The following is a 19,015-nucleotide window of genomic DNA, read 5'->3' as shown; positions in this document are numbered from 1 at the left end:
ATCACACCACCTGTTGTACCTGCCCGCATGGATATTGGTGTGCTGACAGTCCCGCTCGGCGACCAGCCGCTCGACGACGCCCTCTCGTATCTCGACGGTATCGGCGTCGAAGCGGTCGAAATCGGCTGTGGCGGCTATCCCGGCTCGGACCACCTGGACCGAGGCGCGCTGCTGGACGACGAGGCCACACAGGCTGATTTCCACGACCGTCTCGACGAACACGGGATGCGCGTAAGCGCGCTCGCGACCCACAACAACCCGCTCCATCCCGACGACGAGCGGGCCGAGGAGGCCGACACCGAACTCCGGGAGGCCATCACGCTGGCCGACCAGCTAGACGTGAACACCGTCACCTGTTTCTCGGGGCTGCCCGCCGGCGGCCCGAACGACGAGGTGCCGAACTGGGTCACCGCGCCGTGGCCCCAGGAACACGCCGACGCCCACGAGTACCAGTGGGAGGTCGCCACGGAGTACTGGGCGGACCTGGCCGACCACGCCGCCGACCACGGCGTCGACGTGGCCATCGAGATGCACCCCAACATGCTGGTCTACGAGCCCCACGGGATGCTGGAACTGCGCGAGGCGACCAACGAGCACGTCGGCGCGAACTTCGACCCCTCGCATCTGTACTGGCAGGGCATCGACGTGACAAGCGCTATCCGCCTGCTCGGCAACGAGGACGCCATCCACCACTTCCACGCCAAGGACACGAAGGTCTACGAGGACCAGGCCCGGGAGAAAGGGGTCCTGGACACGACGGCCTACACCGACGAGCCGAACCGCTCGTGGCTGTTCCGCTCTATCGGCTACGGCCACGGCGAGGGCCACTGGAAGGACGTGGTCTCGACGCTGCGGATGGTCGGCTACGACGGCGCCCTCTCCATCGAACACGAGGACTCCCTGACCAGCGCCCGCGAGGGCTTAGAGAAGGCCGTCGACGTGCTCGACCGCGCCGTCTTCGAGACACAGCCGGGTGACGCCTACTGGGCTGAATAACGATGCCATCTGAACCACTCGACATCGGTGTCTTGGGGTACCGGTTCATGGGCAAGGCCCACGCGAACGCCTTCGCTCGGCTCCCGATGTTCTTCGAGGACGCCCCCGAACTCAACCGCGAGGTCATCGTCGGGCGCGACGAGGACGCGCTGGCCGACGCCGCCGACCGACTCGGGTTCGAGCGGACGGCGACCGACTGGCGCGACGTGGTCGACGAAGTCGACGTCTTCTACAACCTCGGCCCGAACAACGTCCACGCCGAACCCGCTATCGCAGCGCTCGAAGCGGGGACGCCGACGTTCTGCGAGAAGCCCCTCGCGCCCACTCTGGAGGACGCCGAGGACATGGCCGACGCCGCGGGAGACGCGGGAGTCCCCGCGGGCGTCGCGTTCAACTACCGGTTCGTCCCGGCCATCCAGTACGCGAAGACCCTCATCGACGCGGGGGAACTGGGCGAACTCCACCACTTCCGCGGACGGTACCTCCAGGACTGGCTCGTCGACCCCGAGGCGCCGTGGTCGTGGCGCAACGACGCCGAGATGGCCGGTAGCGGGGCGCTGGGTGACCTCGGGGCCCACACTATCGACCTCGCGCGATTCCTCGTCGGCGACATCGCCGAGGTCTCGGGTCACCTCCGGACGTTCGTCGACGAGCGCCCTGTGGAAGGGAGCGACGAGAGCCGCGAAGTCACCGTCGACGACGCCTACAGCGCCCAGGTCGACTTCGGGAACGGCGCGATGGGCACCCTGGAGGCCTCGCGCTTCGCTAACGGCCACAAGAACGACCACACCGTCGAAATCGAGGGGTCGAAGGGGAGCCTGCGGTTCTCGCTGGAGCGGCTGAACGAACTCGAACTGCTGCGCGAGGGCGACCGCGGCTACGAGACGATTCTGGTCACCGACCCGGACGACCCCTACGTAGAGCACTGGTGGCCGCCGGGCCACGTCATCGGCTGGGAACACACGTTCGTCCACGAGAACTACGAGTTCCTCACGGCGGTCGCACGGGACGGTAGCTACGAGCCGAGTTTCGCCGACGGGCTGGCGGTCCAGCGGGTCCTCGACGCCGTCGAACGGAGCGACGAGCGGGGCGAACGGGTCACGCTGTAGCCCGGGACGGACGACTCCTACACCGCGCGGTTTTAATCGGCCCCCCTTCGTTGGGCCGCTATGTCAGTCACCGCCCGACTCGACGCGTATCTGGAGCGCAACGACCTCGCCGCGGTCTGGTTCGCCCGACCGAACAGCTTCGCCTGGCTGACCGGCGCGACCGGCCGCCCGGCCGACAACGTCGTCGACCGGGGCGGCGATATCGGCGTCGCGGCGGCGGGCTACGACGGTGACGGCGTCACGGTCGTCACGGACACCATCGAGGGGCCGCGACTGCGCGAGGAGGAACTGGCCGACGGCGTCGCGGTCGAGACGTACACGTGGTACGAGGGGGACCTGGGGTCGGCCGTCGCCGAGGCGAGTCCGACACCGGCCGCCGCCGACTTCGAGGTTCCCGGTTTCGCCACCGTCGACGCCTCGGCGCTCCGACAGCCCCTCACCGAGACACAGCGAGAGCGATACCGTGACCTCGGCGCCGAGGTGGCGGCGGCCGTCGAACGCGTGGCCCGGCGGGCCGCCGCGAGCGACACCGAGCGGTCCGTCGCGGCCGACCTCCGGGGCGAACTGGCCGAGGCTGGCGTCGACTCGCCGGTTGCCCTCGTCGGCGGTGGCCAGCGCGCCCAGCGGTACCGCCACTACACGCCAAAGCCCGAACCCCTCGGCGACTACGCCCTCCTCTCGGTGACCGCCGAGCGTGACGGGCTCTACACGAGCTGTACCCGGACGGTCGCCTTCGACGCGCCCGAGTGGCTCCGCGAGCGGACGCAGGAGGCGATGCGCGTCGAGGCGACTGCGCTGGCCGCGACGCGGGCGGTCGGTCGCGACGGCGGGACCGCGGGCGACGTATTCGAAGCCGTCCAGGACGCCTACGAGGCCGTGGGCTGGGCGGACGAGTGGCGCAACCACCACCAGGGCGGTGCGGCGGGCTACGCCGGCCGGGAGTGGGTCGCGACGCCCGACAGCGACGAGCGCGTCGTGCTTCCACAGGCCTACGCCTGGAACCCGACCGTCCGGGGCGCGAAAAGCGAGGACACCCACCTGGTCACCGGGGACGGGGTCGAACTCCTCTCGGGGACGGGCGAGTGGCCGACCGAGCGGGTCGACGCGGTCGGCTACGACGAAACCGTCCCACGCCACGGCGTGCTGGACATCTGAGGCGGCTAGTCCGGCTCCGCGACTCGGCGGATAAAATCGTTTACAACGGTAGTTGTAGCCACTCGACTAGATTTAAGTACAGCTTCGCACAACCGTTCTGTATATGAACGAACAGCGCGCCTGGTGGAAGGAAGCGGTCGTCTACCAGATTTATCCCAAGAGTTTCGCGGACAGCGACGGCGACGGCGTCGGCGACCTCCGGGGCATCGTCGACCGACTCGACCACGTCGCCGACCTCGGCGTCGACGTCATCTGGCTGAACCCGGTGTACGAGTCACCGCAGGCGGACAACGGCTACGACATCAGCGACTACCGGGCTATCCACGAGGCCTACGGGACGATGGCCGACTGGGAGGAGCTACTCGATGCGGTCCACGAGCGGGACATGAAGCTCATCATGGACCTCGTGGTCAACCACACCTCGACCGAGCACGAGTGGTTCCAGCGCTCCCGTCGCGGCGAGGACGGCTATCGGGAGTACTACTACTGGCACGAGGGCGAGGAGCCGCCGAACAACTGGGAGAGCGGCTTCGGCGGCCCGGCCTGGTCGACCGACGACGACGCCGGGATGCAGTATCTCCACCTGTTCGACGAGACCCAGGCGGACCTGAACTGGAACGAGTCGGCCGTCCGCGAGGACGTCTACGAGATGATGAACTGGTGGCTGGAGCAGGGTATCGACGGCTTCCGGATGGACGTCATCAACATGGTCTCGAAACCGGACGACTGGCCCGACGGCGACCCCGACAACGACTGGGTCGGCATCGAACACTTCACCAACGGTCCCGACGCGGTCGAGTACCTCAGCGAGATGGCCGCCGAGACCTACGAGGAGTACGACGCGATGACCGTCGGGGAGTGTGTCAACGTCGACCCGGAGACGGCGAGCGACTACGTCAGCGAGGACGGGCCGATGGACATGCTCTTTCACTTCGAACACATGTCCGTCGACCACGACGGCCAGTGGCTCTCGCCGTCGGAGTGGGACCTCACCGACCTCAAGGCCGTCATCTCGAAGTGGCAGACCGAACTCGACGGCTGGAACTCCCTGTATCTGACCAACCACGACCAGCCCCGAATCGTCTCCCGCTTTGGCGACGACGGCGAGTACCGCCGCGAGTCCGCCAAACTCCTGGGCACGCTCCTCTTTACCCTCTCGGGGACGCCCTACGTCTACCAGGGTCAGGAAATCGGGATGACGAACTACCCGTGGTCGAGTCTCGACGAACTCGACGACCTCCAGTCCATCGGCCACGTCGAGGCCGCCATCGCGGCGGGCGAGATAGACGGTTTCGAGGACGCGAAACAGGCCGTCCGTGACAAGTCACGGGACAACACCCGGACGCCGATGCAGTGGGACGACAGCGAACACGCCGGCTTCACCGACGGCGAGCCGTGGCTCCCGGTCAACCCCGATCACGAGGACATCAACGTGGCGGCCGCCGAGGCGGACCCGAACTCGGTGTTGCACTACTACCGTGACCTCGTGGAACTGCGGGAGAGCCACGAGACGCTGATATACGGTGCGTATAACCTTCTGCTTCCCGACCACGAATCCGTGTGGGCCTACCGCATGGAACTGGACGGCGACGCCATCCTGGTCGCGCTGAATCTCGACGACACGGAGACCACGGTGACGCTCGAGGACGCCGCTCGGACCGCGGAACTGCTGTGTTCGAACTACGAGGGCTCGACCGAGCCCGGCGCCACGCTCACCCTGTTGCCCTACGAGGCACGCGTCTACCAGCTGGAGTGACCATGACCGACACACCACAACAAGTCAGTCATCCGGTCCCGGACGAGGAGCGCACGTGGTGGAAGGAGTCGGTCGTCTACCAGATATACCCGCGGAGCTTCGCGGACAGCGACGGCGACGGCATCGGTGACATCCCCGGTATCATCGACCGACTCGACCACGTCGCCGACCTGGGCGTCGACGTCATCTGGCTCAACCCGGTGTACGAGTCGCCACAGCGGGACAACGGCTACGACATCAGCGACTACCGCTCTATCCACCACGAGTACGGGACGATGGCCGACTGGGAGGAGCTGCTCGCACAGGTTCACGACAGGGACATGCGACTGGTGATGGACCTCGTGGTCAACCACACCTCCGTCGACCACGAGTGGTTCCAGCGCTCGCGACGTGGCGACCCGGAATACGAGGATTACTACATCTGGCGCGAGGGCGACGCGGACGGCGACCCGCCGAACAACTGGGAGTCGTTTTTCGGCGGCTCCGCCTGGGCCTACGACGAGGTACGCGAAGCGTACTACCTCCATCTCTACGACGAGTCACAGCCCGACCTGAACTGGCGCAACCCGGCGGTCCGCCGGGACATCTTCGACATGATGGCCTGGTGGCTGGAGAAGGGTATCGACGGCTTCCGGATGGACGTCATCAATCTGCTCTCGAAGGCACCCGGGCTCCCGGACGGGGACCCCGACGGCGACTGGGTCGGCGCCGAACACTTCGTCGACGGCCCGCGGATACTCGACTACCTGGAGGCGATGGACGAGCGGGTCCTCTCGAACTACGACATCCTGACCGTCGGCGAGATGCCGCGCCTGACCGTGGAGACGGCCCGCGAGTACGCCGGCGAGGGCGGCCCGCTGGACATGGCCTTTCACTTCCAGCACACGAAACTGGACTACGACGGCGACGAGCGCTGGAGCGTCGGTGACTGGGACCTGCCCGAACTCAAGGAGATAACCCGGCGGTGGCACGACGGCCTCTCCGACGAGGGCTGGAACGCCCTCTACTGGGAGAACCACGACCAGCCCCGCGTGGTCTCCCGGTACGGCGACCCAGAGGAGTACCGCCGCGAGTCGGCGACGCTGCTCGGCACCTTCATGCTGACCCGCTCCGGGACCCCCTACGTCTATCAGGGCCAGGAACTCGGGATGACCAACGCCAACTGGGAGTCCATGGAGACGCTGGCCGACGTCGACGCCCGCAACCGGGCACAGGAACTCATGGAGACCGAGGGGTACGAGAGCTTCGAGGAGATTGCCGACGTAGTGGGGTACCGATCGCGGGACAACGCCCGGACGCCGATGCAGTGGGACGACAGCGAACACGCCGGCTTCACCGACGGCGAGCCGTGGCTCCCGGTCAACACCAACTACGAGCAGGTCAACGTCGCCGCGGCTCAGGAGGGCGACTCCGTCACGGAGTACTACCGGTCGCTCATCGACCTGCGCACCGAACACGACGCGTTCGTCTACGGCACCTACGACGACCTCTACCCGGACCACGACCGACTGGCGGCCTACACGCAGACGCTCGAATTCCCCGACGGCGGCGTCAGCGAGCGGATGCTCTCCGTGCTGAACTTCTCCGGCTCGACGGAGACGGTCGACCTGCCGACGACGGTAGAGAACGCCGACCTGCTGCTGTCGAACTACGACCGGGACGCGATTGCGCCCGAGACCGACCACGAGCCCTACGAGGCCCGCATCTTCCGGCTGGAGTGACTCAGTCGTCGGTGCCGACGCGGATGACCTGTAACAGCGAGTACACCGGGACGCCGTGGATGTCCTCGATGCCCCGCTTGTCGGCCAGCACGACGCAGGCGACGGGGTTGCCACCCTGTTGCTGGATGGCCTCGACGGTCTCTGTCATCGTGTTACCGCTGGTGATGGTGTCGTCGACGACGTAGCAGTCCCGGTCGCGAATCTGGGCGAAGTTCCGGGAGAAAGAGCCGTCCGAGGCCTCGCTCTCGTCGTCGTCCCACTGGTGTTTCGAGGGGGCGTAGGTACCGAGGTCGGTGTCCAGTTCCCGCGCGACTGTCGTCGCCAGGGGCGCGCCGGCCTTCTCGATGCCGATGGTGAGGTCGACGTCGTCGCCCTGCTTCGAGAGCAGGTCGGCCATCGCACAGCCGATGTGGTGGAGGCGGCTGCTGTCCCGGCCCAGCGCGGACCAGTCGACGTGGATGTCGTGGGGGCCGCTCTGGGGGACCTCCTTCGGCGCCGCGCCGGTGCCGCTGCGCTCGACCAGCCAGCTCGCCGTCTCGCGGGAGACGTTCAGTTCGTCGGCAATCTCGCCCTTGGAGAGGCCTCGCTCGGCGAGGTCCGCCGCACTCTCGACGAGGTCGTCGATGTTCTTCATGGGTTGACTTCTGTCCGGCGGGGCTTAATATGCAACGCCTTTGTGCCGCGTTCACGGTGCCACATCGCGTGGGGGCGGGCTACGAGCGCGTGGCCGGGCTGCCGTCAGTTCGGGACGGTGAAGAGCCGCTGCTCGCAGTCCGGACAGACCAGTATCTCCTCGGGCGCGGTCTGGGGGTCGGTGTAGCCGCCACAGCACGAGACGGCCGAGGACTCGACGAGCGCACTGCCGCAGTCGGGACAGCTGTCGAGGAACATCCTGAACGCGCGGGCGCCCGCGAGCCGGACCTCCTGGTCGGCAACCGCGTCCCCCAGCGCGTGGTACGCCGCGAGCTCGGCGACCACGACCGGACGGGCGACCAGCACGCCGTCGACGACGACCCACTCGCTGTCGCCGTCGTCGTAGCTGTCGGCCGAGTCACGCGCGGGAATCGTCTCGGCCGCTTCCCGGGCGAGCGCGTCGAGCGACGCGTCGGCCAACCGGTCCATCTCGCCGTGCCACGTCTCGTCGACGGCCGCCGTCGGCCGTATCAGGTCGCCCTCCGCCTCGATGGCGCCGGCGGCGGCGAGCTCGTCGAGTACCGTCGTCCCGTCGAGTTCGGTCGCCGTCAGCGACTCCCGCTCCGGAATCGACGGACCGGTGTCTTTCCCGAATAGCTCGTCCGGAATCGGCAGCGCCGCGACCAGGCGGGGCGCGAACTGCGGCGTGTACGGGACCACGTACCCGCGGACCGCGACGGCAGCGGCGCCGAGCGCGGCCAGCGCAACCGCCCCGACCCGCCGGTCCCGGCGGTACAGCCACAGCGCGGCCACGCCGACGAGGCCGAGATTCACCGTCGTACAGGGCCAACACCTGTTCTCGCCAGTGTGGGACGGGCGGCGGATATCTTCCCAGTTCATCGGTCGTCGGTCGTCGGTCTCCACTCACTCGCTCGCACTCGGATACGGTGATGCATCATGCAATACTATTTTACAACGGGCATTGTTATTGAATCGCACGGATTCGACCGGCCGGTGCCAAACCCCGGGAACGGCGGCCTGTGGCGTACCGAAGTATGGAAGTACCCTCAATCACGTCTGAAAAACGACTACAAGGGGTGTGAAATATGGAACCAAGAGACAGACATCGAACGACACCGGAGCACGAGGACCAATGGACGACGACGAACTGACCGAGGTGCTGGAAGACGCCGGGCTCTCGCCGTATCAGGCGGAGGCCTACGTCGCCCTACTGGGGCTCGGGACGGCCTCGGCGACGGACATCGCCGACGCGTCCGACGTTCCGGACCCGCGTATCTACGACGTGTTGCGTGACCTCGAATCGAAGGGGTACATCGAGACGTTCCAGCAGGACTCCCTGACGGCCCGGGCACACGACCCACAGGGCGTCCTGGAGAACCTCCGCTCGCAGTCGAGCAAGTATCTCGACGCCGCCTCGGACATCGAGGAGCGGTGGAACGAACCGGAGATTACCGACCACGAGGTGAGCATCGTCAAACGGTTCGACACGGTGCTCAAGCGGGCGAAAGAACTCATCGACTCGGCGGAACACCAGATACAGCTCGGGGTCGACCCGGAGCAGTTTCGCGCGCTCCGCCCGGAACTGGCCGCGGCCCACGAACGCGGCGTCAACATCAAGCTCAGCATCTGTACCTTACCCGAGGACGAAATCCCCGACGCCGCCGAGGTAGAGGGGACCTGTACCGAGGCTCGCCACCGGGACATCCCCTCGCCGTTTCTGGTGCTGGTCGACCGTCGCTGGACCTGTTTCGCCCCCCACCAACAGTCCGTCAACGAGTACGGGGTGTTGGTCAACGACCGCACGCACACGTATCTCTTCCACTGGTTCTTCCTCACCTGTCTCTGGGAGATATGGGAGACCGTCTACACGGTTCGGACGCCGGAGACGCCGACGACGTACGTCGACCTGCGCCACGCCGTCCGCGACATCGAACCGATTCTCGCGAAGGGGGCCTCCGTCGAGGCGCGTGTCCAGGGGTACGAGACGGAGACTAACGAGCCCGTCGACCTCCGCGGCCGGGTCGTCGACCTCGACTACACCGGGAGTTCCATGGGTCGACAGGACCCGGTCCCGCTTGCGCAACTGGCCGGCCGCATCAGTCTCACGCTCGACGTCGACGGCGAGGAGTACGACATCGGCGGCTGGGGCGCCGTCCTCGAGACTATCGAGGCCACCGAAATCACGATAACCGACGTCCGCTACGACTAGTCGGCACTCACGGGCCTGGACAGCTGCTCGCCTTTTTCGCTCCCGTCGACGGCCTCCAGTAGCGCAGTCGAACTCGGTCGCCTCGTAGTTCGACCTCCGCACGTGGCACAGTCGAACGGCCCCCGAGACTGAATAAACAGTAACTCAGTTTGCGCGTTTAAGGAATCCGTTCGCCGTGAGCGGACCCGGCAGCTCCAGTGCTTTATATAATGGTCGTTCAATTCGTTCCAAATCTATCAGTAACAATAGTTGTTGTACCCGAATATAGGACTCGTTAACAACGACTGTGGTTAATTATGGGCAATAGTTAAGTAGCACCCCCCATCACGACTGAACAGATATGTCGCGAGATGACACGCACGACGCTCGTTCGTCAGGAGTATCACGACGCCGGTTCGTCCAGGCCGCCGGGGCCTCAGGGCTCACGGCCGGGCTGGCAGGCTGTGCCGACCTCCTCGGTGGGAGCGGTGGCGGCGGCGGCGGCGGACGGACGGTCACCTGGGGCTTTGACCCCGTCGCCGTCCAGAACAACGGTGACGCCATCAAGCAGGCCCTCTACGACAACGGCCTCTCGGAGGACATCACCGTCGAGTTCGTCCCGCGAAACCAGGACACCGGTGCGGCCCGGTCGAACTACAACCGCCTCCTGAACGCCGGGGAGACGGACCCCGACATGTTCCTCATGGACAACGGCTGGACGAACATCTTCATCCAGCGCGGTCAGCTCCAGAACCTCACGGAGGCGCTGCCCGAGGACATGCTCAGTGACGTCAACGACAACTACTTCAGCGCCTTCACCGAGACGGCGCGTGACCCGGGTAGCGGCAACCTGTTTGGCGTGCCGGTGTTCCCGGACTTCCCGACGATGCAGTACCGCAAGGACCTCGTCGAGGAAGCCGGCTACAACCCCGAGTCGAACAACTGGGCGACCGAGCCCATGACCTGGGAGGAGTGGTCCAACATCGCGGCGGACGTACAGGACAACTCCGGGACGGAGTACGGCTTTACGACGCAGTGGGACATCTACGAGGGGACCTCTTGCTGTACGTTCAACGAGGTCATGTCCTCGTGGGGCGGCGCCTACTTCGGCGGCCGCGAGAACCTCTTCGGGCCAATCGGCGAACGACCGGTCACGGTCAACGAGCCCGAGGTCATCAGCTCGCTGAACATGATGCGGAAGTTCGTCCACGACGAGAACGCCGAGAGCCAGTTCGAGAGCTACGGCGGCGGCTTCACGCCGACCAACATCCTCGGCTGGATCGAGGAGGGCGCCCGCGCGCCGTTCGCGGAGGGTAACTCCGTCTTCCACCGCAACTGGCCCTACTCCCTCGCACTGACCGGTCGGAACCCGGACGAGACCGACGACCCGGCCCTGGGCGAGGACCTCGGCGCCATGCCGATTCCGTACGCGGTCTCCGAGAGCAACGCCGCCCAGCCCGGCACCGGTGGCACCACGGCCGCACTCGGTGGCTGGCACATGACGGTCAACCCGAACATCCAGAACCAGGAGGACGTCATCGCGGTCATGCGCGCCGCGATGCAGGAGGACTTCCAGCTGACCCTGCTCTCCATCCAGGGGTGGCTCCCCCCGCGGCCCGAACTGTTCAGCTCCAGCGAGGCCAAGAACGTCGACGTCGTCGGTCGCTACATGGACACGCTGCAGGTCGCCGGGAACAACACGATGGCCCGTCCCGTGACCGCCGTCTGGAGCGACCAGTCGAGCAAAATCGCCCAGCAGGCTAACCGCGCCGTGGGCCAGGAGGCCTCCTCGGCCGACGCGATGGCCACCCTCCAGAGCTCGCTCGAGAACACCGAGTCACAGTAACGCTCAAGGGCCAATAGACAGAATTAATCATTATGGATTCGCCCATTCATAGAGGGTCACGACATGAGCACTGAGACAGGCCGGGAGTCGCGTCGCTCCGGCGTGCTCGTGGACGCGATGCGCTGGATGGAGAACTTGAGCGACACGCAGTACGCGTACTTGTTGCTCATTCCCGTTTTCGTCCTCCTCGGTGTCGTCGCGCTGTACCCGCTGCTTCGGACGTTCGAGCTGTCGCTGTTCGCTACCTCGCTGGACCTCACGAGCAGGAGTTTCGTCGGTATAGACAACTACGTGCAGCTGTTCACCGGGGGGAAGAACCGCTTCCTGCCGGGCGGGACGACCTTCGTCCCGAGTTCGCTGTCGATATCTGCGATGCTGAACAGCGCGCTCGTGGTGACGATTATCTTCGCCGTGGTAAGCGTCGCTTTCGAGACGATACTCGGTCTCGGACAGGCGCTCATCCTCGACCAGGACTTCTACGGGCGACGGTGGGTCCGCGCGGCCATCATCATCCCGTGGGCGGTCCCCATCGTCATCCAGGGGATGATATTCTTCCTGATGTTCAACTCGAACGTCGGGTTCGCGACGCCGCCACTCGCCGACCTCGGTCTGCTGGCGCCGACGAACACGCTAAACGACACGACGAGTGCGACGTTTATCATCATCGTCGCCGACATCTGGAAGACCTCGGCGTTCATGGCGCTGCTCATCCTGGCGGGCCTGCAGAGCATCGACCGCGGCCTCTACGACGTCGCGAAGGTCGCGGGCGCGAGCAAGTGGCAGCAGTTCAAGCTCATCACGTTCCCGCTCATCCTGCCGACCATCGGCGTCGCCGTGCTGTTCCGGTCCGTGCAGGCGATGCGGGTGTACGGTATCATCGACACCGTCTCGAGCTGTGCCGTCGTCCCGTCGCTGTCCTGTATGGTCGTCGCGACGTTCAACACCCGCGAGGGGACCGCGGCCGCGATAGCGTTCGTCACGGCCGCGATCATCGGTATCGTCGTGATGGGAATCATCCTGTGGCAAGGGGAGGACGCGATCTGACATGGCAACCGCAACCGACAACGAGAGCGAGGGACCGCTGGCACGGTGGACGCAGTCCGCTATCCAGAACCCCGAGAAGGTGTACAGAGTGCTGTTCTACGTCGCGATGGCTTTCTTCCTCGTGACGACGCTGTTCCCCTTCTACTGGCTGCTCGTCCTGGCGGTCACGCCCGAGGGCCGGCTGCTGGTGGGGAGCTTCCTGCCGTCTATCGACCTCTTCGGCGTTAGCGCGACGTTCCCGCTACCGGTGCCGAAAGGGTTCAATCCGACGGCCTTTATCACCGTCTTCGAGCAGGTCCCGTTCCACCTCTACATGCTGAACAGCTTCGCGCTGGCCGTGACGACGACGGTCATCGTCATCGTCGTCGCGAGCCTCGCGGGGTACGTCTTCGGCCGACTGCGCTTCCCCGGCCGGGCGTTCCTGATGCTCGGCATTCTGGCTATCAGCTACTTCCCGCCGGCCGCGTTCGTCATCCCGCTGTTCCAGGCCTTCGCCGGGAACGCGCCGATAACGCTGCCCTTTACCGAGATTCCGCTGTTCACGCCGCCGCGCTTGCTGAACACGCCGGGCTCGATGGTGTTGCCCTTCAGCGCCCTGTTCATGCCGCTGTCTATCTTCATCCTCACGACGTTCTACGGCCAGATTCCAGACGGCTTAGAGGACGCCGCTCGCGTCGAGGGGACGACCCGCCTGGGCGCGCTGTTCCGGGTCATCATGCCGCTGTCGGCCCCCGGTGTGGCGACGGCCGCGGTGTTGACCTTCATCGCCGTCTACAACGAGTACTTCTTCAGCTCGATTATGGCGACCTCCACCGAGGCCGCGAAGTGGTCGCCCATCGTCGGCGGTATCCTCAGCTATCAGACCCAGTACACCACGCAGTTCAACCTCATGGCGGCCGCGAGTATCATCGGCGTCCTGCCGGTCGTGATACTCGTCATCGTCGCCCAGGAGCGCATCGTCAGCGGACTGACCTCCGGCGCACTCAAGGAGTAACACAATGGCATCACTCAAACTCGAAAACGTCACGAAACGCTACGACGACCAGGGTGAGGTAGTCACCGCGGTCGACGACATGAACTTAGACATCGACCACGGGGAGTTCATCTGCTTCGTCGGTCCCTCCGGCTGTGGGAAGTCGACCACGATGGAGACCATCGCCGGGCTGACCATCCCCACCGAGGGGACGGTCTACATCGGCGACCGCGACGTCACGAACCTCCCCCCGAAGGACCGCGGCATCGCGATGGTGTTCCAGAACATCGCGCTGTTTCCCCACATGGACGTCTACGACAACATCTCCTTCGGCCTGCGCCTGCGGGACTACCCGCAGGACGAGATCGACCGCCGCGTCGAGCGCGCGGCCGACATCGTCCAGCTAGAGGGGATGCTCGGGCGGATGCCCGAGGAGATGTCCGGTGGGCAGCGCCAGCGCGTCGCCATCGCCCGCGCCATCGTCCGCGAGCCGGACGTCTTCCTGATGGACGAGCCGCTGGCGAACTTAGACGCCAAGCTCAAGGTCCACATGCGGACCGAGCTCCAGCGCCTGCACAAGGAACTGGACACGACCATCATCTACGTCACCCACGACCAGGAGGAGGCGATGACCCTCTCGGACCGCATCGCCGTCCTCAACAGCGGCAGTCTCCAGCAGATAGACCCGCCGCTGACCTGCTACAACGAGCCCGACAACCTCTTCGTCGCCGGCTTCATCGGCTCGCCGTCGATGAACTTCGTCGAGGGGACCGTCGAGGCCGACGCCATCGAGACGAAGAACTTCTCGCTTTCCTTCGACCCGTCGAGCGTCGACGGCGTCGGCGTCGGCGACAGCGTGACCATCGGCATCCGTCCCGAGGACATCTACCCCGGCGAGTTGCGCGACGAGATATCCGACCCCTCGGCGCTCATCGACGCCCGGACGGACATCCTCGAACCGATGGGCGACGAGATATTCGCCTACATGCTGCTGGGCGAGGGCGAGACCTCGATGTCACAGGAGCAGGCCACCAGCGACCAGTTGCTGATGAGTATCGACCCCGACTCCGACATCGCGGAAGACGAGGACGTCCAGGTGGTCGTCGACCGGCGGAACGTCCACCTCTTCGAGACGGCCTCCGGCGAGGCGATCACGCACTCGCTCGCGGGGGGATGGACGGGGAAGAGCCAGACCGGGAGCGAGGCCGAATCGGACGACTGACCATGGACTCGACACTCGTCGCGACCGTCTACTGGGGCGGGATGCTAGTGCTGTTTTTCTTCTGGGCGTACGGTATCGCGTCGTTCGCGCTGGACATGAAGAACAAGATAATCCCCGGTATCGTCCAGTATAGACGCGGTCGCCGTGCCGAAGCCGAGGAGCGCGAACGCGAGCAGGAGCGCGACGAGCGCGAACAGCAGCTCTACTAACCGGAGTCATATCCGTCTCCAGTTCCTTTCCCAATATAATGAACGAGAAACGCGCAATCAGTCTGGGCATTATCGGTCTCGGCAACATCGCGAGACTGCACTGCGACCGCCTGCAGAAGGCTGGTCACGGCGACCTCATCGCCGCCGGGTTGGACGTCGACCCGGACGCCCGTGGCCGCTTTGCCGCCCAATACGACGCGACAGCCTACGAACGACAGGACGAGCTCTACGCCGAGGTCGACGCGGTGCTCGTGACCACGCCCAACAAGTTCCACGAGGAGTACGTCGTCGGCGCGCTCGATGCGGGCCTCGACGTCTTCGTGGAGAAACCGCTGGCACACTCCATCGAGAGCGCCGAGCGAATCGCCGAAGCCGCCCGGCAGGCCGAGGGGTTCTGTATGGTCGGGTTCCACAACCGCTTTCGGAACCCGGTCCAGGCCCTGGTCGGCTACCGCGAGGACGGGACCATGGGCGAACTCGACCACATCGAGGCGAACTACCTGCGACGGCGCGGCGTCCCGGGCCGGGGCTCCTGGTTCACTCGCAAGGCGCTGGCCGGCGGCGGGGCCCTCATCGACATCGGCGTCCACGCTATCGACCTCTCGCTGTACATGCTCGATTTTCCGGAGGTTGTCGAGGTCTCCGGGCAGACGCGGGCGACCTTCGGTACCCGGTCGGAGTACGCCTACGTGAACATGTGGGGCGAAGACCACGGCTCAGCGGGGTTCGACGTCGACGACTCGGCCTCGGCGCTCATCCGCTGTGCGGACGGCTCGACCATCGCACTGGAGGTCGCCTGGGCGGCCAACCGCCCCGACAGCCAGGAGTACGTGATACGGGGCTCCGACGCCGGGGCCAAAATCGACCTGAGCGACGACGAGATGGAGCTGTACGAGACCGTCTCGACCGGCGTTGACCACCACCGGACCTCTCGAATCGAGACGGCGGCCGACGACGCCCACGGTATCGAACTGGAGGCGTTCGTCGACAGCGTCGCGTCCGGCGAACCGCCCGGAACCAACACCGTCGAGGAGGCACTGACCGTCCAGCGCGTGCTGGACGCTATCTACCGCTCTAGCGAAGAGGGGCGCGCAATCACGCTCTGACTCTCATGGACAATTTTAACCATCCCTCTACGGAGGTTCAGCTAGAATGAAAGCCATCGGTGTTACCCGCGACGGGGACGGCCCGGAGCTACTCGACGTCGAGCGACCGGAACCGACCGAGGGAGAGGCGCTGGTCAGGACGCTGCGCGTCGGCGTCGACGGAACCGACCACGAGGTCGTGGCCGGCTCACACGGCGGCTATCCCGAGGGGTCCGAGTACATGATACTCGGCCACGAGGCCGTCGGCGTCGTCGAAGACGGCAACGGGTCGGGCCTCGAAGCCGGCCAGGTGGTCGTCCCGACCGTCCGGCGGAAACCCGACGGGGAGACGAACGAGTACTTCCGACGGGGCGAGCCCGACATGGCCCCCGACGGCGAGTACGTCGAGCGCGGCATCGTCGGCGACCACGGCTTCATGTCGGAGTACTTCACGTCGCCGGCCGACAACCTCGTCCCGATTCCCGAGGAACTGGCCGAGTACGGGATGCTGGTCGAGCCCATCTCCATCGCCGAGAAGGCCAACGACCACGCGTTCTCGACGCGCGAGCCCTTCGAGTGGCGCCCCGAGTCCGCCTGCGTGCTGGGCAACGGCTCGCTTGGCCTGCTGACCCTGTGGATGCTCGGGCGCGAGTTCGAGCGTACCTACTGCGTGGGCCGCCGGTCCAGACCGGACCCCACCATCGACGTGATGGACGAACTCGGCGCGACCTACGTCGACTCCCGAGAGACGCCCGTCGACGAACTGCCCGACGCGTACGAGGCCGTCGACTACGTCTTCGAGGCCACGGGCTATGCCCCCCACGCGGTCCAGACCGTCCACGCGCTCGCGCCCAACGGCGTCGGCGCCCTGCTCGGCATCCCCGGCCCCTGGGAGTTCGAAATCGACGGCGGCGCGTTCCACAAGGACATCGTCCTGCACAACAAGTGTCTCATCGGCACGGTCAACTCACACGTCACGCACTTCGAAGACGCCGTCGACACGCTCGAAGCGATGCCAGAGTGGTTACTCGAGGAGCTCGTGACGACGATAGCGACCCCCGAGACCGTCGACGCGGCCTTCGAGGACGACGACGACCAGATAAAGGGCGTCGTCGAGTTCGCGGCCCTCTGACGACGGTCAGAACTTCTTTGTAGCGCTCCGGCCAAGCCACGCCCGTATGCCAAGCGACGACCTTGAGGCGGCACTCGATGGGGTCATCTCGCGGTTCAACCTCGGCGAGTACGAGATAACCGCGTATCTGGCGGTACTCCAGCACGGGGAGCTGACCGCCTCGGAGATAGCCGAGCGGACGGACATCCCGCAGCCGCGGGTGTACGACACCGTCCGGAGCCTCGGCGACGTCGGGCTGGTCGAACTCAAGGAGTCCCGACCGATGAAGGTCCTCGCCATCGACCCGCGAGAGGCCTTCGGGGACATCCAGGACTCGCTCGACGAACTGGTCGACGACCTCTCCGCGCGCTACACCGCGCCCGCCCGGGAGCCGGAGGCCGTCTCGCTGGTGAAGTCCAGACCGACTATCCTGCGCTATCTGGAGGACATCATCGACGCCGCGGAGTACGAACTCCTGCTGTCGCTGACGCCGTCGCTGCTCGCCCGCTTCGAGAGCAAGCTCCGGAGCCGACGGGAGGCCGGTATCGCGACGGAGATACTGCTCTCGCCCGCGGCCGACGCCCCCGACCCGGCCGAGTTCGACTACGAGGCGGTGGCGAGCACGGTGAAGGTCCGGCGCGGAATCACGACGCCGGTGGTGGCCGTCGCCGACGGGGACTACTCGATATACGCGACCCGAGAGTCGGTCCGCGGCGAGCCGGACCGATACGGCGTCATCTTCAACCGCTCCGAACTCGGCTTTCTCGTCTCGGCTTTCCTCAACACCGTCCTCTGGACGACGGCCGAGGAGATAGCCAGCGACGATTCGGAACTCCGGTTCCCGCGTCGCTACGGCACCATCCGTCGGTGTATCTCTGACCTGGCGTCACTGGAGGGCGAGTTCTACGCCACCATCGAGGGCCGCGAGGTGGAGTCGGGCGACAGCTGGGTCGTCCAGGGCCGCGTCGAGGAGGTGTCGTTCGGGCCGAACCGCGAGGTGGCGACGCTGGTCGTCATGACCGAGGACGGCCCGGTCGACGTGGGCGGACAGGTCGCCGCCTACGAGGACATCGAGGCCTACGAGATTCGGGTGGGCCGGGACGCGCCGCCGTCCGTCTGAGTGGGGCACTTCGGCAGGAACTGTCGGCCACCTGTCGTTAATTTTGGTGAACCTAAAAATACTAAACCCCTCGCGCCAGAGATAGCGTAATGAGTTCACAGGCGTCCCGAAACGGCGATTCGGAGTTCACGTTCGACGACCTCGCCGTGGTGATGGGAACCTACAACGAGGCCGAGGCCATCGCCACCGTCCTGGAAGACATCGAGCGGGTCACCGACGGCCGGGCCGAGGTTACCTGTGTCGACGGCTCCAGCGACCGCACGCCCGAAATCGCCCGTGAACACGGCGCGACGGTCATCGAGCAGGAACCGCAGGGGTACGGCGTCGCCGTCCGGAAGGCCGTCCTGACGCCCGAGCGGCCGGTCGTCGTCACCACCGACTGCGACGACACCTACCCGATGGAGCGCCTGCCCGACTTCCTCGAGGAGATAAACGACGGCGCCGACGTCGTCAGCGGCGACCGGCTCTACGACGGCGCCGACGAGATGCCGGGGCTGAACAAACTGGGTAACGAACTGTTCGCCCTGCTCGCTTCCGTCGCGATGGGTGAGCGCGTCCACGACACGACCACGGGGATGCGGGCCTACCGACGCGAGGTCGTCCAGAAGATACGCTGGACGGAGAACACCGGCCTGTCGGCGGAGCTTTTGATGCGCCCGCTGATGCGGGGCTACGACGTGCGCGAACGGCCCATCGAGTACGACGAACGCACGGGCGAGACCAAGCTCGACCCGTTCGAGGGCGGCGCGGCCATCGCCGGGTCCATCCTGAAGGTCGCCTTCGAAGAGCGGCTTCGGTGAGCGCCGACCGGCGCACAAATTCTATA

General features: G+C 65.9%; 17 protein-coding genes. 15 read left to right on the top strand and 2 right to left on the bottom strand.

Annotated features, from left to right (window positions below; all coding sequences use genetic code 11):
* Nucleotides 1-27 precede the first annotated feature (27 nt).
* From NDI86_RS19375 to NDI86_RS19355, 5 genes are all read left to right on the top strand, one after another.
* On the top strand, nt 28-996 hold the full coding sequence (locus tag NDI86_RS19375) for a sugar phosphate isomerase/epimerase family protein (protein ID WP_310901986.1): 969 nt from the start codon (nt 28-30) through the stop codon (nt 994-996).
* 2 nt (nt 997-998) lie between these two features.
* The gene (locus NDI86_RS19370; protein ID WP_310901985.1) at nt 999-2,105 is read left to right on the top strand and encodes a Gfo/Idh/MocA family protein; all 1,107 of its coding nucleotides are present in this window, start codon (nt 999-1,001) and stop codon (nt 2,103-2,105) included.
* Between the two features lie 60 nt (nt 2,106-2,165).
* Entirely contained in the window at nt 2,166-3,260 is a 1,095-nt protein-coding gene (locus NDI86_RS19365; RefSeq protein WP_310901984.1) for a M24 family metallopeptidase, read from the top strand.
* A 103-nt stretch (nt 3,261-3,363) separates the two neighbouring features.
* A complete protein-coding gene (locus NDI86_RS19360) occupies nt 3,364-5,016 on the top strand; it encodes a glycoside hydrolase family 13 protein (protein WP_310901983.1) in 1,653 nt (550 codons plus the stop codon).
* Nucleotides 5,017-5,018: 2 nt separating this feature from the next.
* Nucleotides 5,019-6,737, top strand: coding sequence for an alpha-glucosidase (locus tag NDI86_RS19355; RefSeq protein ID WP_310901982.1), 1,719 nt, complete (start codon nt 5,019-5,021; stop codon nt 6,735-6,737).
* Between the two features lies 1 nt (nt 6,738).
* Here the strand turns inward: NDI86_RS19355 and gfcR are convergent, their stop codons facing one another.
* Both gfcR and NDI86_RS19345 read right to left on the bottom strand, forming a co-directional pair.
* On the bottom strand, nt 6,739-7,371 hold the full coding sequence (gene gfcR / locus NDI86_RS19350) for a transcriptional regulator GfcR (RefSeq protein ID WP_310901981.1): 633 nt from the start codon (nt 7,369-7,371) through the stop codon (nt 6,739-6,741).
* 104 nt (nt 7,372-7,475) lie between these two features.
* On the bottom strand, nt 7,476-8,270 hold the full coding sequence (locus tag NDI86_RS19345; protein WP_310901980.1) for a DUF8054 domain-containing protein: 795 nt from the start codon (nt 8,268-8,270) through the stop codon (nt 7,476-7,478).
* A 253-nt stretch (nt 8,271-8,523) separates the two neighbouring features.
* Between NDI86_RS19345 and NDI86_RS19340 the strand changes: the two genes are divergently transcribed.
* The 10 genes from NDI86_RS19340 (at nt 8,524) to NDI86_RS19295 (ending at nt 18,989) form a co-directional block, all read left to right on the top strand.
* Entirely contained in the window at nt 8,524-9,600 is a 1,077-nt protein-coding gene (locus NDI86_RS19340; protein ID WP_310901979.1) for a TrmB family transcriptional regulator, read from the top strand.
* Between the two features lie 340 nt (nt 9,601-9,940).
* Nucleotides 9,941-11,425, top strand: coding sequence for a substrate-binding domain-containing protein (locus tag NDI86_RS19335; RefSeq protein ID WP_310901978.1), 1,485 nt, complete (start codon nt 9,941-9,943; stop codon nt 11,423-11,425).
* 63 nt (nt 11,426-11,488) lie between these two features.
* The gene (locus tag NDI86_RS19330; RefSeq protein ID WP_310901977.1) at nt 11,489-12,469 is read left to right on the top strand and encodes a carbohydrate ABC transporter permease; all 981 of its coding nucleotides are present in this window, start codon (nt 11,489-11,491) and stop codon (nt 12,467-12,469) included.
* Between the two features lies 1 nt (nt 12,470).
* Nucleotides 12,471-13,463, top strand: a complete 993-nt coding sequence (locus NDI86_RS19325) for a carbohydrate ABC transporter permease (protein ID WP_310901976.1) — start codon at nt 12,471-12,473, stop codon at nt 13,461-13,463.
* A 4-nt stretch (nt 13,464-13,467) separates the two neighbouring features.
* Complete coding sequence (locus NDI86_RS19320) at nt 13,468-14,664, top strand: ABC transporter ATP-binding protein (RefSeq protein WP_310901975.1); 1,197 nt, start codon at nt 13,468-13,470, stop codon at nt 14,662-14,664.
* 2 nt (nt 14,665-14,666) lie between these two features.
* Complete coding sequence (locus NDI86_RS19315) at nt 14,667-14,873, top strand: DUF8005 family protein (RefSeq protein ID WP_310901974.1); 207 nt, start codon at nt 14,667-14,669, stop codon at nt 14,871-14,873.
* Nucleotides 14,874-14,911: 38 nt separating this feature from the next.
* Nucleotides 14,912-15,979 (top strand): Gfo/Idh/MocA family protein, encoded by a 1,068-nt coding sequence (locus NDI86_RS19310; protein ID WP_310901973.1) that lies wholly within the window; start codon nt 14,912-14,914, stop codon nt 15,977-15,979.
* 46 nt (nt 15,980-16,025) lie between these two features.
* On the top strand, nt 16,026-17,090 hold the full coding sequence (locus NDI86_RS19305; RefSeq protein WP_310901972.1) for a glucose 1-dehydrogenase: 1,065 nt from the start codon (nt 16,026-16,028) through the stop codon (nt 17,088-17,090).
* Between the two features lie 46 nt (nt 17,091-17,136).
* A complete protein-coding gene (gene trmB / locus NDI86_RS19300) occupies nt 17,137-18,189 on the top strand; it encodes an HTH-type sugar sensing transcriptional regulator TrmB (protein ID WP_310901971.1) in 1,053 nt (350 codons plus the stop codon).
* An 89-nt stretch (nt 18,190-18,278) separates the two neighbouring features.
* A complete protein-coding gene (locus NDI86_RS19295) occupies nt 18,279-18,989 on the top strand; it encodes a dolichyl-phosphate hexose transferase (protein ID WP_310901970.1) in 711 nt (236 codons plus the stop codon).
* Nucleotides 18,990-19,015: the final 26 nt, after the last annotated feature.

It is taken from the genome of Haloarcula onubensis (genome assembly GCF_031624605.1).
In the GTDB taxonomy this organism is placed as follows: Archaea; Halobacteriota; Halobacteria; order Halobacteriales; family Haloarculaceae; genus Haloarcula; species Haloarcula onubensis.
Note: the sequence above shows the minus strand (reverse complement) of the source record. Positions and strands in the feature narration are given on the sequence as shown.